Genomic DNA, 13,753 nt, shown 5'->3' on the forward strand with positions numbered 1-13,753 from the left:
GCGAGGCGAATTCTACCGATTTATTTCAGCAAATCAACACTTTGCGAGATTTTTTATAAAAATAACGAGTCACATCTGCCACTCCGGCTGCAGCAAATCCCATAGCACGCAAGCGGCAGCTGTCACATCGGCCACAGGCCCGGCCATCGGCATCGGCCTGGTAGCAGGAAACGGTCAGCGCATAATCCACTCCCAGGCGCATACCGGTGCGAATGATTTCCCCCTTGCTCATGTACTGCAGTGGTGCCCGGATGGTAAAGCCCTGCCCTTCGATACCAGCCCTGGTAGCCAGATTAGCCATATGCTCGAAGGCAGCAACGAACTCGGGTCGGCAGTCAGGGTAACCCGAATAATCCACGGCATTGACTCCGATGAAAATGTCCCACGCTCCAAGCACCTCTGCCCAGCCCAGGGCCAGTGCAAGAAATACGGTGTTACGTGCCGGCACGTAGGTGACAGGAATACCTTCTGCCGGCGCCTCGGGCACCGCGATGCGGCTATCGGTCAGCGCCGACCCACCAATACCATTAAGGCTAAGGCCAATCACCTTATGCTCGACCACACCCAACTGGCGAGCCACGCGTTCAGCCGCCTGTAACTCAGCACGGTGACGCTGACCATAGTCGAAGCTCATGCTGTAGCAACTAAATCCTTCGGCTTTGGCCATAGCCACCACCGTAGCCGAATCCAGTCCTCCGGAAAGGAGAATTACCGCTTTCTTTTCGTTCATGCTCAATGCCCCGGTTCGTCGTTCCAGAGAAGCTTGTGCAGCTGTAACTGCAACCTTACAGGCAGGTTGTCAGCAACAATCCAATCGGCCAGGACACGCGCATCCAACTGCCTGTGAGAAGGGGAAAACAGTACCTCGCCAACCCGTTCAATCAGGTCGTGACGAATTAGCTGGGAAACCGCCCAGTCATAGTCCTCGCGAGAGCAGAGGACAAACTTCACCTGATCATTGGAGGTGAGCCAGGAAATGTTCTCGTACCGATTGCGCCGCAGCTCGCCGGAGCCCGGAGTCTTCAGGTCGAGCACCTTACTGACTCGCGGATCTACGGCCGACACATCCAGGGCACCACTGGTTTCCAGAGAAACTTCATAGCCTGCATCACAAAGGTGACCAAGCAAGGGAATGCAGTTGGGCTGGGCCAGCGGCTCACCACCGGTGACGCACACGTAGCGCGGGCGGTAGGCGGCTACACGCCGGAGAATACCGCTCAGATCAAGGAGTTCCCCGCCACTGAAGGCGTAGGCCGTATCACAGTACTGACAGCGCAGGGGACAGCCGGTCAGGCGTACGAACACCGTCGGCAAGCCAACGGTACGCGTCTCCCCCTGCAACGAGTGGAATATCTCGGTAATGCGCAGGGTATCTTGCATGGTAGCCACGGGCGTGATGACGAAACAGGCCATCCGCCTCCGTTGCGTTAATCGGACGAATGCCGAGGTAAACCCGCATTCGGGAAATGCGTGCCGGCAAGGACATCAGCCGAGCTGAAACCCTGCCATGAGCAGACGTGCATTCTAATCGGGATAGCACTGACGTAAAGACAAAAAACCCGCGCCAGGCGCGGGTTCATGTTCCGAAGAAACCTACAGGCGCTGCAGATCCCGTTGTGCCAGCTGGGCAGCCGAACTCCCCGGGTACTGCGCGATAACCTGCTGCAGGATGCCGCGAGCCTTGTCCAGATTACCCAGGCGGCGCTCGACATCGGCCAGCTTGAACAGAGAATCCGGCACCTTGGAATGCTGCGGATAACTCTGGCTAACTCGGGCAAAGGCCTGACCGGCTCCCTGGAGATCACCTTTGGCCAGATTCACCTCACCCAGCCAGTACTGCGCATTGCCGGCGTACTGGCTATTGGGATAGCGATTCAGGAAGGCCGTGAAAGCCTGTGACGCCTTGTCGAAATCCTTCTTCTTGATCAGATCGAAGGCTGCATCGTAGTAGAGCTTTTCCTTGGCCGGATCCCCCGGCTCGGCACCTGCCTGCGACTGATTGCCCGCTGGCGGCGTAGGAACGGCATTGGCATTGATGGTGCCATCTGCCTGATTCTGAGCGGAAGCACCGGCAGCAGCGCCGGATGCGATACGTTGATCCAGTTCCTGGTAACGCTCCAGCCCTTCCCGCTTGAGGCGCTGGATTTCATTCTGCTGTTCCTCGAGCATGCCACGCAGCTGGGCGATTTCCTGCTGCATCTGCTCAAGCTGATTAAACAGCAAGCCCTGCGCGGTAGCGGGAGCCGCAGCTCCCGCACCGGCATAGGTGCCAGCCGTACCATAACCCGCCGGCGGATAGCTGCTGCCCTGTTGCATGGCACTGCTCTCCAGTACGGGAACCTCCGCCATTGCCACTAGCGGCAGGGCGAGTGTCAAAAGGGTCAGAGTACGACGGCAATCACGCATGGCAGCTTACTTGCGCAGCTCTACGCGACGGTTCTGGGCCCAGGACTGCTCGTCGTGGCCGGTAACAACCGGACGCTCTTCACCGTAGGAAACCAGTTCCAGCTGAGCCGGGGAGACACCCTGCAGAACCAGGTAGCGCTGAACGGCCTTGGCACGACGCTCGCCCAGAGCCATGTTGTACTCACGGGTACCGCGCTCGTCGGCGTGACCTTCCAGAACCACGCGAGCACCATTGGCCTTCAGATCCTTGGCATGAACGTCCAGAGCGCGCATGGCTTCGGCTTTCAGATCGGAGCTGTCGTACTCGAAGTAGAAGGTGGTGATAGCACGCAGAGCAGCTTCTTCGCTCAGGCTGCCGTCGACAGCACCAGTGTTGGCACCGTAGCCAGCGTTCGGGTCAACAGCACCTTCACCAGCAGCGTCGCCGCCTTTGGAGGAACAGCCTACGGCAACGGCGAGAGCCAGGGACAGTGCAGCAAACTTACCGAATTTCAGCATTTCCATCATATAACTCCTAATGAACCCCAGTTGTGTCAAGCAATGTTAAACAGAAAGCACCGCATCATTTCAGGAATGGGGACCAAGAAGGCTCTCGAACTTCGCCTTGAGCGGTAGGAAGAGGGAGCCTCACGCGGCCGTTGGTGGACGCTAACATCAAGACTCCCCGCCCCTGATGGCGGGTTGCATAGATTAGCATGGCGCCATTGGGCGCAACAGTGGGCGACTCATCCAAACTTGTGTCGGAAAGTATGCGCAGGCGATTGGTTTCCAGATCCTGCGCAGCCACCTTGAACACGGTAAAACCATCTTGCCGATGGATCATTACCAGAGTCTTCTCGTCTGCCGACAGTTTCGGGTTGGCATTGTAGTTGCCAACGAAGGTTACCCGCTCAACAGCGCCACTGTTGATGTTGGTCTTGTAGATCTGCGGCTTGCCCGCACGATCCGAGGTGAAGTATAGCGTCTGGCCATCCTTGCCCCAGAAAGGCTCGGTATCGATTGCATAATGGTTGGTAACGCGGCGCAGCTGACGACTGGCCATGTCCATCACATAGATTTCCGGGTTTCCGTCACGTGACAGAACGAAGGCCAGACGACTGCCATCCGGCGACCAGGCCGGCGCACCGTTGAGCCCCTCGAAGTTGGTGATCTGCTCGCGGCGACCGGTATCGATATGCTGCACGAAAATGCGTGGTCGGCGCTGTTCAAAGGATACATAGGCAATGCGGCGACCATCGGGCGCGAAGGACGGCGACAGGATCGGCTCACGGGACTGCAGCAACGTCACCGCACGAGCACCGTCGTAGTCGGAACGCTGCAGGGTATAACGGGTGTTGTTGACGCCCATGCGCTCGGCAGTGACATACAGCAGACGGGTGGAGAATGCCCCCTTGACGCCGGTGAGTTTCTCGAAGGTCTGATCGGCGATGTAGTGAGCCATGTCACGCAACTGGTCGGTTCCGCCACCAACGTTGCCGGTCAATACCTGCTGCTCGGTGCTGACGTTGAACAGCGCGTACTGCACCTGCAGACGCCCACCATTGGGAACCATGCTGCCCACCAATACGTACTGAGCGCCAATGGCTTTCCAGTCGCGATAGATCACTTCGCCAGCCTGGGTCGGCAGGCTGATCATGTTTTGCCGCGGAATGGGCTCGAAATAGCCGGAATTACGCAGATCGTTGCCGATGATCTCGGCCATGTCCTCCGGCAGCACGGTGCTGCCCTGCCAGCCGAACGGCACTACTGCAATCGGCGTAGCACGGTCGGCGCCATGGGAGATCACCAGCGGGTCGGCCGCCTGGACACGACCAACTAGCAAGACCAGCCCCAGCAGGGCAAGACGAATCAGAGTATTCACAGAGTTCAATCCTCCGGTTTGAAAATAACGCGACGCTGCCTGTACATACGGTCGAAGGTAGCGCGATCCAATTCTTGTAACTCAGAAATACGACCGACATTGCGCACCGCAGCCACCGCCGAGGTATCGAACGGCGCATCACCGCTGGAGCGAACCACGCTGGCGTTGGTGATGGTGCCATCGGGCAACATCTGGATCAGCAACTCGACGCTCATGCCACGACGCGCCGACATCGGCCGCTGCCAGTTCTCGGTAATCAGCTTGATGATCAAATGGTCATAGTTACCCGCCACCTGATCGCCATGGGTCTGTGCTAAATCCTGCTGATTCTGCACGTTGTCCGAAAGCAACTCGGCCAGCGCTGCAGCCTTCTGCTCCTCGGCGGCCTTGCGCCGTGCATCTTCAGCCTTGCGTTTGGCATCCTCGGCGGCCTTCTTCTTCGCTGCCTCGGCAGCTGCCGCCTTCTTCTTCGCCTCTTCTGCAGCGGCCTTTTTCTTGGCCTCTTCAGCGGCTTTCTTCTTCGCTTCTTCCTCAGCGCGTTTTTTCGCGATCTCCGCCTGGCGTTTCTGCTGCGCAGCCTTTTCAGCTTCTGCCCTCTTCGCTGCTTCCGCCTTGGCCTGCTCGGCCTTTCGAGCCTCTTGCGCCTTCCTTTGTTCCTCGGCTTTTCTAGCCTCTGCCAGCTTCTTTGCTTCAGCCTGCTTCTGCTCCTCGGCTTTTTTCTGTTCAAGCCGCTCGGTCTCAAACTGCGGTGCCGACGTTTTTTGAGCCTCCCCTGCCACTTTCTGTGTGGTCTGAGTGGTAGCCTGGCTCTGCGACTTGAGCTGATACAGAGTAGCCTGCACCACCGGACGCGCCGGCGGTAGCTCTGGCGTAAAGGCGAAGCTGACGAACAGCATCGCGAACATCAGCACGTGCAGCCCAACAGCCCAGACGACAGGCCAGAAGTAGCTTTCCGATTGCGAGCGCTCGGTGTGCTGCATCAGGGCGCCTCGGTAATCAATCCGACGTTGCCCACATCGGCCTGCTGCAGACCACCCATGGCCGCCATCACCGTACCGTAGTCCACCGACTTGTCGCCGCGCACGAACACCTGCACCTTCTTACCCTGACGGCGGTTCTCGGCCACGATTGCCGTCACTGCCTGGGTCATCTGCTCAAGCGTGGAGGCTCGTTCCTGCTCGGTATCGACGTCAACCTCGCTACCCATGTTCCAATAGTAGGTCTTGTCGGCCTTGATGGAGATGGTCAGTACCTGCGCATCGTTATCCTGCGGCAGCACATCGCTGCTGACCTGCGGCAGATCCACTTTGACGCCCTGGTTGAGCATCGGCGCGGTGACCATGAAGATGACCAGCAGCACCAGCATCACATCGATGTAAGGCACCACGTTCATCTCGGCGACCGGCTTGCGTCTATTGCGAATTCTCGCCATGGCTGAACCTATTCTCTCGCGCGCCTTAGTCTTCCGAGGTATGCACCTTGCGGTGCAGAATCGCCTGGAACTCGTCGGCAAATGTGTAGTAACGGCCGATCAGCATCTCGCCACGGGCGGAGAAGCGGTTGTAGGCAATGACCGCCGGAATCGCCGCAAACAGACCGATAGCAGTGGCAATCAGCGCCTCGGCAATACCCGGGGCCACGGTGGCCAGGGTAGCCTGCTGAACCTGGGCCAGACCGCGGAAGGAATTCATGATGCCCCATACGGTGCCGAATAGACCGATATACGGGCTGGTGGAGCCGACGGTGGCCAGGAACGGCAATGCCGTTTCCAGCCTCTCTTCCTCGCGCGAGATGGCTACGCGCATGGCACGCGCCACGCCGTCCATCACGGCGTCCGGATCGACGCCCTGTTGCTGGCGCAGGCGGGAGAACTCCTTGAAGCCGGCGCGAAAAATCTGCTCCAGGCCGGAATCCGGATCCGGGTTGCTGCCGGCCTGACGGTACAGCTTGGATAGGTCGATGCCGGACCAGAAACGATCCTCGAAACTGTCCAGCGCACGCTTGGCGGCACGCAGTGCATTGCTGCGCTGAAAGATCAGCACCCAGGAAATGACCGAGGCAGCCACCAGGGTCAGCATCACCAGTTGCACCAGCAAGCTGGCGTTACTGATCAGACTCCACATCGACATATGGTCAACGGCGTTAGCTTCCACGCTTACTCTCCTGCTGCAATTGGACCCGGCACCTGCGCCCCTGCGAACGCCTGTCGCAGTGAGTCGGGAATGGCCCGGGGTTTCAAGTTGTCGGCGCACACACAGGCCACCAGAAACTGCCCCTCGCAGAGCAGCACATCATCCGCAGCCCGCCTGACCTGTTGACGGAAACACAGGCTGGCACGGTTCAATTCGATTACATCGGCGCTAATCACCAGTTCGTCGTCAAGTCGTGCCGGCGCGTGGTAACGGGCCTGCGCGGAATGGACGACGAACAACAGGCCCTCACCGGCCAGCGTCGACTGGGCATAACCCAACTCGCGCAGGCGCTCGGTGCGAGCCCGCTCCATAAATTTGAGGTAATTGACGTAGTAGACGATGCCGCCTGCATCGGTGTCTTCATAGTAGACCCGACAGCGGTGGCTGAACGGCTGATCTCCGTTGTGCGCGCGCATACTCTAGTCCCCGGCCTGCCGCTTGCCAATCCGGCCCGCCAACAATTTTTCGGTCATTCGTCACCTGCGGAAAAAAGGTCGCCGATCGGCTGCTCGGCCACACGTCCGGGAGCATTCAAACCAAAGTGCAGGTAGGCATGGCGGGTGACCACGCGTCCACGCGGCGTACGCATCATGTAGCCCTGCTGGATCAGGTAAGGCTCCAGAACGTCCTCGATGGTATGTCTCTCCTCGCTGATGGCTGCAGCCAGGCTGTCGATGCCCACCGGCCCGCCGTCGAACTTCTCGATCATGGCCAACAATAGACGTCGATCAGAGTGGTCGAAGCCACGCTCATCGACATCCAGCAGGTTCAAGGCCTGATCGGCAATCTCCCGGGTAATATGACCGCGACCGCGCACCTCGGCGAAATCCCGCACACGACGCAGCAGTCGGTTGGCGATACGCGGCGTACCGCGCGCACGCCGCGCAATCTCGTAGGCGCCTTGCGCCTCGATCGGCAGACCAAGAATGCCGGCCGAGCGGGTGACGATGGTCGCCAGGTCGTCGATGCCGTAGAACTCCAGCCGCTGCACAATACCGAAGCGGTCGCGCAGCGGGTTGGTCAGCATCCCGGCGCGCGTGGTGGCGCCGACCAGAGTGAAGGGCGGCAGATCCAGCTTGATGGAGCGAGCCGCCGGCCCCTCACCAATCATGATGTCGAGCTGGAAGTCCTCCATCGCCGGGTACAGCACTTCTTCGACAATAGGCGAAAGGCGATGGATCTCATCGACGAAAAGTACGTCGCCTGCCTCCAGGTTGGTCAACAGTGCAGCCAGGTCACCGGGACGCTCCAGCACCGGGCCGGACGTGCTTTTTATCGACACGCCCATTTCCTGGGCGATGATGTTGGCCAGCGTGGTCTTGCCCAAGCCGGGCGGACCGAATATCAGGGTGTGATCGAGCGACTCCTTGCGCCCCCGGGCAGCCTGGATAAACAGATCCATCTGCTCGCGCACACCTGCCTGACCGATGTAGTCGGCCAGGCGTAGCGGTCTGATGGCACGATCCTGCTGCTCTTCACGTTCGCGCGGGCTGGCGGTAATCAGTCGATCGGCTTCGATCATCACAATCTTTCCATCGGCAGGGTATTGAAGAATGCCTTTTGGATCGGCGGTCCAGGGTGATCCACAGGGCGCACAGGCACCTTCCCCAACGGGCCGCCTGTCACAACATGCCACGCAACGCGCGACGTATTAGATCCTCGCTGCTCAGACCGTCCTGCTTGACGGCAGCGACCGCACGACTGGCCTCCTGCGGCTTGTAGCCCAGCGAAATCAGAGCACTGACGGCATCATTCTCCGCGCTTGAGACTGCCGGAGCCCCTTGAGGTTCAACCACCAGTGGCGCAATGGCCGGCATCGCCGCCCAAGCCTTGAAGCGATCCTTCAACTCGACCAGCAGGCGCTCCGCCGTCTTCTTACCCACCCCCGGCACCTTCACCAACGCACTTGCGTCCTGAGCCTGAACACAGCGAACCAACTCATCCGCCTCCAGCCCGGACATCAGCGCCAAAGCCAGCTTCGGCCCGACGCCATTAAGCCGGATCAGCTCGCGAAACAACTCGCGCTCGCGCTTCTCGGCAAAGCCGTAGAGCAGCTGCGCATCCTCACGCACCACCAGGTGGGTGTGCAGAGTCACTGACTCGCCCAGGGCAGGCAGACGATAAAGGGTAGTCATCGGCACTTCCAGCTCATAACCGACGCCATTCACATCCAGAAGCAAATGCGGCGGCTGTTTCTCCGCCAGAGTACCGCGCAAACGTCCGATCACGGATAGTTCCTTCCACTGTTCTCTAGAGCCGCAGACGACCACCACGGCGCCTGGCGCCGGCCAGTCCATGCGGAATCAGGCTCTGCCGGTGATGTGCATGGCAGAGAGCGATACCCAGAGCATCGGAGGCATCGATCTGCGGTTTTTGCACCAGTTTGAGCAGGTGCATAACCATCATCTGCACCTGCTGTTTGTCCGCAGAGCCGGTACCGACCACTGCCTGCTTGACCTGGGTGGCGGTGTACTCATTAACCTCCAGCCCGGCCTCTACCGCCGCAACAATGGCCGCACCACGCGCCTGCCCCAGCTTCAGCGCCGAGTCGGCATTGCGCGCCATAAACACCTGCTCGATCCCCATGGTGACCGGCCCATAGATGCGAATCACCTCGCTGACACCACGAAAGACGAGCTGCAGGCGCTCAGCAAGCGGTCCATCACCGGTGCGAATACAGCCGGAAGCCACGTATTCGCAACCACGTCCGGTATCGCGCACCACGCCGTAACCGGTAATGCGCGACCCAGGGTCGATTCCCAGGATCAGAGTCATACCACCAACTGTCTATTTATCCAGTTGACGAGTATACGGGGCGCTGCGCATGCCGTCATCCGCGCCGAGGCACGACAGATCCGCATATGAAAAAGGCCGAAAGCCCTCTGCGCGCTTCCGGCCTATAAGACACGCCATGCAAGCCGGTCTCAGCCAAGCTGCTCCATGATCTCGTCAGGCACTTCGGCGTTGTGGTAGACATTCTGCACGTCGTCCAGATCTTCCAGCATGTCGATCAGCTTGAAGACCTTCTGCGCGGTTTCCAGATCAGTGATCGGCGCACTGATCGACGGGATCATGGCAATTTCCGCCTCCTCACCCTTGAATCCGGCGGCCGTCAGCGCCTCGTTGACCGCATGAAACTCGGCGAAGCTGGTCGATACCACGGCCGAACCGTCATCGCCCATCTCCACGTCGTCGGCACCAGCTTCCAGCGCCGCCTCCATCAGAGCCTCCTCGTCTACACCGGGAGCAAAGCTGATCTGCCCCTTGCGCTCGAACATGTAGGCCACCGAGCCGTCGGTGCCGAGGTTGCCGCCACACTTGGTAAAGGCATGGCGCACTTCGGCGGCAGTACGATTGCGGTTATCGGTCATCGCTTCGACGATGATGGCCACGCCACTGGGTGCGTAGCCCTCGTAGCTCAGTTCGATGACGTTGTCCGCCTCATTGGTGCCGGCGCCCCGGGCGATGGCGCGGTCGATCACCTCGCGCGACATGTTGGCGGTCAACGCCTTGTCCACAGCCAGACGCAGACGCGGATTGTCCGCCGGAATCGGGCCGCCATGCTTGGCTGCCACGGTCAGTTCACGAATCAGCTTGGTGAAGATCTTGCCCCGCTTGGCGTCCTGGCGCCCCTTGCGGTGCTTGATATTGGCCCATTTGGAATGACCAGCCATAACTCACTCCATTTTTTCCAATGAGAATTGCAGGAGCGCAAACAACGCGCCCCATAACGAAGAAGCCTGGAAAACCAGGCTTCTTGGGCGGCTTATTCAGCCTTGACTTGCTCGCGCAGGCGAATATGCAGCTCGCGCAGCGACTTGCTGTCCACGATACCCGGCGCCTGGGTCATGACGCAGGCCGCACTCTGAGTTTTCGGGAAAGCGATCACTTCACGGATCGAGCTGGCACCGGTCATCAGCATGACCAGACGATCCAGACCGAAGGCCAGACCGCCATGAGGCGGAGCACCGAACTTCAGCGCATCGAGCAGGAAGCCGAACTTCTCCTGCTGCTCCTCCTCGCTGATGCCAAGTACACGGAACACCGCCTGCTGCATCGCCTTGTCGTGGATACGAATGGAGCCGCCACCCAGCTCGGTGCCATTGAGCACCATGTCGTAGGCGCGTGACAGGGCAGCGGCCGGATTGGCCTCCAGCTCCTCGGGTGTACACTTCGGCGCGGTGAAGGGATGGTGCATGGCAGTCAGGCTACCATCGTCGTTTTCCTCGAACATCGGGAAGTCGACTACCCACAGCGGCGCCCATTCGCAGGTGAGCAGATTGAGGTCGTGACCCAGTTTGACACGCAGCGCGCCCAGGGCGTCGCTGACGATCTTGGCCTTGTCGGCGCCGAAGAATACGATGTCGCCGTCGACCGCACCGACACGATCGAGGATGACCTTGAGGTTATCCTCTGGAATGAACTTGACGATCGGCGACTGCAGGCCCTCGACGCCCTTGGCGCGCTCGTTGACCTTGATGTAGGCCAGCCCCTTGGCACCGTAGTTGCCGACGAACCTGGTGTAGTCGTCGATCTGGCTACGCGGCATGGAGGCGGCACCTGGCACGCGCAGGGCGGCGACACGACCTTTCGGGTCGTTGGCCGGGCCGGAGAACACCTTGAACTCCACGTCCTTGAGCTGATCGGCAACGTCCACCAGCTCCAGCGGGATGCGCAGGTCCGGCTTGTCCGAACCAAAACGACGCATGGCTTCGGCCAGGGTCATATGCGGCAACTCACCGAGTTCGACGCCCAGCACCTCCTTGAACAGGTTGCGGATCATGGTCTCGGTAATACCCATGATGTCCGCCTCGTCGAGGAAACTGGTCTCGATATCGATCTGGGTGAACTCTGGCTGACGATCAGCGCGCAGGTCTTCATCACGGAAGCACTTGGCGATCTGGTAGTAGCGGTCAAAGCCGGCCACCATCAACAGTTGTTTGAACAGCTGCGGCGACTGCGGCAGAGCAAAGAAGCTGCCGGCATGAGTACGGCTCGGCACCAGATAGTCTCGCGCACCTTCCGGAGTGGCGCGGGTCAGAATCGGCGTTTCGACATCAAGGAAGCCATTGTCGTCGAGATAACGGCGGATGCTCGACGTGATGCGCGAGCGCAACTTGAGTTTCTCGGCCATTTCCGGACGGCGCAGATCGACAAAACGGTAACGCAGGCGGGTCTCCTCACCCACGTCGGTGTACTCATTAAGCGGAAACGGCGGAGTTTCGGCTTCATTGAGCACTTCCAACTCATAGCCCAGCACCTCGATGGCACCACTGGCCATGTTCGGATTGACCGCACCGGCCGGGCGCAGGCGCACCTTACCGGTAATACGAACCACATATTCGCTGCGCACACGATCGGCCTTGGCAAAGGTTTCCGCACGATCCGGATCGAAGACCACCTGGGCCAGACCTTCACGGTCACGGATGTCGAGGAAGATCACCCCGCCATGGTCGCGGCGACGGTGAACCCAGCCGCAAAGAGTGACTTCCTGGCCATCTAGGCTCTCGTTCAGTTGGCCGCAATAGTGGCTGCGCATCATGATCGTGTTTCGCTTCTCTATAAAGGTCGTGGACAGGTCAGGCGGCCCGCTGCACATTCAGCAGATACCTCGCCGCGGCGGGCACTCCGACGCGCGCCCCGCTTTGATAAAGAGCGGGATTATATAGCGTAAATCGGCACAACGCAGCCGCCCGACGGTCGCAACGCGAAACATGAACCACTGCATCGAGGCAGCAAGCACACAGAGAACAGCCCGCCCTCACAACAATAGACCTAGCGAAGCCCCCCGGAACCCCGCCCACATTATAGTGTCCTAGCATCCTCCCCCATTGACTCAAGCCAATTCTGCCCGGGCAGCATCGTGCTAGTCTTGCCCTATTCCCAGGATTCGAAGCTCACCAAAGAGGAGAATAATCATGGAAATCAACATCGGCATCGCCGAACAGGATCGCGCTGCCATCGCCGAAGGGCTGTCGCGCCTGCTGGCTGACACCTACACCCTTTACCTGAAAACCCACAACTTCCACTGGAACGTCACCGGCCCGATGTTCAACACTTTGCACCTGATGTTTGAGGAGCAGTACACCGAACTGGCTCTGGCGGTAGATGCCATCGCCGAGCGCATCCGCGCTCTGGGCTTCCCGGCGCCGGGCACCTATGCCGCCTACGCACGCCTTTCCTCGATCAAGGAAGAAGAAGGCGTCCCAAGCGCCGAAGACATGATCAAGCAATTGGTACAAGGCCAGGAAGCCGTGGTGCGCACTGCACGCGGCATCTTCCCGCTACTGGACAAGGTCAGTGACGAGCCCACTGCCGACCTGCTGACGCAGCGCATGCAGGTCCATGAAAAAACCGCCTGGATGCTGCGCAGCCTACTCACTGCCTGACGACGACCTGACTCTGCCGACCTGCCTGACAGACAATGTCGGCAGAGTCAGAAACCACTCAATTTCCAACCCAATCAACACTCACCATCACGACACGCCTACCCACCTAAGCGCACCAAGCACCTGATTTGAGTACACACTCCCTTTGCTGTTAAATACGCAGGCGCCCCGCTTTCCACCCGAGGGTCGCCAGGTACGTCAACGCAGCGCATCGTCGTTTTTACCCAACTACCGACAGCCAGCGCCTGCTCCGCAAAGCCCCGAGTCACCATTCAATCAGTGAGTTCATTGAAGATGTTGAGAATTGCCCATCTTGTCGCGGGTTTCACCGCCCTGCTGCTCTCCGCCGTACCGAGTTTTTCTTCTGCCTTTCTGACCACGCCTGACGCCGTCTACCTGACCTTCATCGGCCTGCTCAACCTACTGGCAGCACAGCTTGAAAACAAACGCCTGACACTGGACAAACTGGCCTCGGCACTACTGATACTCGCGGCAGTCGTCCAAAGCTTGATTCTGCTTGCCCCACTCCCCGTGTTCGCCGGCCAGCCAGCCGTCTGGCTGAGCCTGCTGGTCAGCGTCGCAGCCATCGCAGCACTACTCGGCAGCAGGACATGGCCACAAACCAGCAGCAAGACATCTCGCACAATAGCAACACCTCCTTCGACAGGTAGCGCACAGGACAAGCGTGAGACCGGCACCGTCAAGTGGTTCAACACCTCCAAAGGATTCGGCTTCATTTCCCGCGACTCCGGCGAAGATATCTTCGTGCACTTTCGCGCCATTCGTGGCGAGGGGCACCGCATCCTGATCGAAGGCCAGCGTGTGGAGTTTTCGGTAATGCAGCGCGACAAGGGCCTGCAGGCCGAGGACGTCACCCCCCTGACCTCGGCACGTTACTGAAACAG

16 protein-coding genes and 1 pseudogene are annotated in these 13,753 nt (G+C 59.7%); 3 read left to right on the top strand and 14 right to left on the bottom strand.

The window, feature by feature from the left end; all coding sequences use genetic code 11:
- Positions 1–25: 25 nt before the first annotated feature.
- The 14 genes from queC to aspS form a co-directional block, all read right to left on the bottom strand.
- On the bottom strand, positions 26–730 hold the full coding sequence (gene queC, locus NCCP436_RS04550; protein ID WP_220802608.1) for a 7-cyano-7-deazaguanine synthase QueC: 705 nt from the start codon (positions 728–730) through the stop codon (positions 26–28).
- A gap of 2 nt (positions 731–732) precedes the next feature.
- Positions 733–1,380 carry a 7-carboxy-7-deazaguanine synthase QueE gene (queE, locus tag NCCP436_RS04555; RefSeq protein WP_220802609.1) on the bottom strand — a complete coding sequence of 216 codons (648 nt, stop codon included), beginning with the start codon at positions 1,378–1,380 and terminating at the stop codon, positions 733–735.
- A 213-nt stretch (positions 1,381–1,593) separates the two neighbouring features.
- Complete coding sequence (ybgF, locus tag NCCP436_RS04560; RefSeq protein ID WP_220802610.1) at positions 1,594–2,406, bottom strand: tol-pal system protein YbgF; 813 nt, start codon at positions 2,404–2,406, stop codon at positions 1,594–1,596.
- A gap of 6 nt (positions 2,407–2,412) precedes the next feature.
- The gene (pal, locus tag NCCP436_RS04565; RefSeq protein WP_220802611.1) at positions 2,413–2,910 is read right to left on the bottom strand and encodes a peptidoglycan-associated lipoprotein Pal; all 498 of its coding nucleotides are present in this window, start codon (positions 2,908–2,910) and stop codon (positions 2,413–2,415) included.
- Between the two features lie 58 nt (positions 2,911–2,968).
- Complete coding sequence (gene tolB, locus NCCP436_RS04570) at positions 2,969–4,267, bottom strand: Tol-Pal system beta propeller repeat protein TolB (protein ID WP_220802612.1); 1,299 nt, start codon at positions 4,265–4,267, stop codon at positions 2,969–2,971.
- A 5-nt stretch (positions 4,268–4,272) separates the two neighbouring features.
- Entirely contained in the window at positions 4,273–5,247 is a 975-nt protein-coding gene (gene tolA / locus NCCP436_RS04575) for a cell envelope integrity protein TolA (RefSeq protein ID WP_220802613.1), read from the bottom strand.
- Positions 5,247–5,699, bottom strand: a complete 453-nt coding sequence (gene tolR / locus NCCP436_RS04580) for a protein TolR (RefSeq protein ID WP_220802614.1) — start codon at positions 5,697–5,699, stop codon at positions 5,247–5,249. The genes tolA and tolR overlap by 1 nt, the downstream gene beginning before the upstream one ends.
- A gap of 25 nt (positions 5,700–5,724) precedes the next feature.
- Positions 5,725–6,420: a protein TolQ gene (gene tolQ / locus NCCP436_RS04585; RefSeq protein WP_220802615.1), complete on the bottom strand. Its 696-nt coding sequence runs from the start codon at positions 6,418–6,420 to the stop codon at positions 5,725–5,727.
- A 2-nt stretch (positions 6,421–6,422) separates the two neighbouring features.
- Positions 6,423–6,875, bottom strand: a complete 453-nt coding sequence (ybgC, locus tag NCCP436_RS04590; RefSeq protein WP_220802616.1) for a tol-pal system-associated acyl-CoA thioesterase — start codon at positions 6,873–6,875, stop codon at positions 6,423–6,425.
- A gap of 53 nt (positions 6,876–6,928) precedes the next feature.
- Positions 6,929–7,981 carry a Holliday junction branch migration DNA helicase RuvB gene (gene ruvB, locus NCCP436_RS04595; RefSeq protein WP_220802617.1) on the bottom strand — a complete coding sequence of 351 codons (1,053 nt, stop codon included), beginning with the start codon at positions 7,979–7,981 and terminating at the stop codon, positions 6,929–6,931.
- A gap of 100 nt (positions 7,982–8,081) precedes the next feature.
- Positions 8,082–8,687, bottom strand: coding sequence for a Holliday junction branch migration protein RuvA (ruvA, locus tag NCCP436_RS04600; protein WP_220802618.1), 606 nt, complete (start codon positions 8,685–8,687; stop codon positions 8,082–8,084).
- Between the two features lie 22 nt (positions 8,688–8,709).
- Complete coding sequence (ruvC, locus tag NCCP436_RS04605) at positions 8,710–9,234, bottom strand: crossover junction endodeoxyribonuclease RuvC (RefSeq protein ID WP_220802619.1); 525 nt, start codon at positions 9,232–9,234, stop codon at positions 8,710–8,712.
- Positions 9,235–9,383: 149 nt separating this feature from the next.
- Positions 9,384–10,133, bottom strand: coding sequence for a YebC/PmpR family DNA-binding transcriptional regulator (locus NCCP436_RS04610; protein ID WP_220802620.1), 750 nt, complete (start codon positions 10,131–10,133; stop codon positions 9,384–9,386).
- Positions 10,134–10,225: 92 nt separating this feature from the next.
- Positions 10,226–12,001: an aspartate--tRNA ligase gene (gene aspS, locus NCCP436_RS04615; protein ID WP_220802621.1), complete on the bottom strand. Its 1,776-nt coding sequence runs from the start codon at positions 11,999–12,001 to the stop codon at positions 10,226–10,228.
- Positions 12,002–12,377: 376 nt separating this feature from the next.
- Here aspS and NCCP436_RS04620 point away from each other — a divergent pair, with 376 nt between their 5' ends.
- From NCCP436_RS04620 to NCCP436_RS17770, 3 genes and pseudogenes are all read left to right on the top strand, one after another.
- Positions 12,378–12,848 carry a Dps family protein gene (locus tag NCCP436_RS04620; protein ID WP_220802622.1) on the top strand — a complete coding sequence of 157 codons (471 nt, stop codon included), beginning with the start codon at positions 12,378–12,380 and terminating at the stop codon, positions 12,846–12,848.
- A gap of 294 nt (positions 12,849–13,142) precedes the next feature.
- Positions 13,143–13,388, top strand: a pseudogene (locus tag NCCP436_RS17765) (cold shock domain-containing protein membrane protein); the annotation flags it as partial.
- Between the two features lie 105 nt (positions 13,389–13,493).
- Positions 13,494–13,748: a cold-shock protein gene (locus NCCP436_RS17770; protein WP_259651447.1), complete on the top strand. Its 255-nt coding sequence runs from the start codon at positions 13,494–13,496 to the stop codon at positions 13,746–13,748.
- Positions 13,749–13,753 lie beyond the last annotated feature (5 nt).

Origin of the sequence: Pseudomonas sp. NCCP-436 (assembly GCF_019656335.1) — a bacterium.
Taxonomy (GTDB): Bacteria; Pseudomonadota; Gammaproteobacteria; order Pseudomonadales; family Pseudomonadaceae; genus Aquipseudomonas.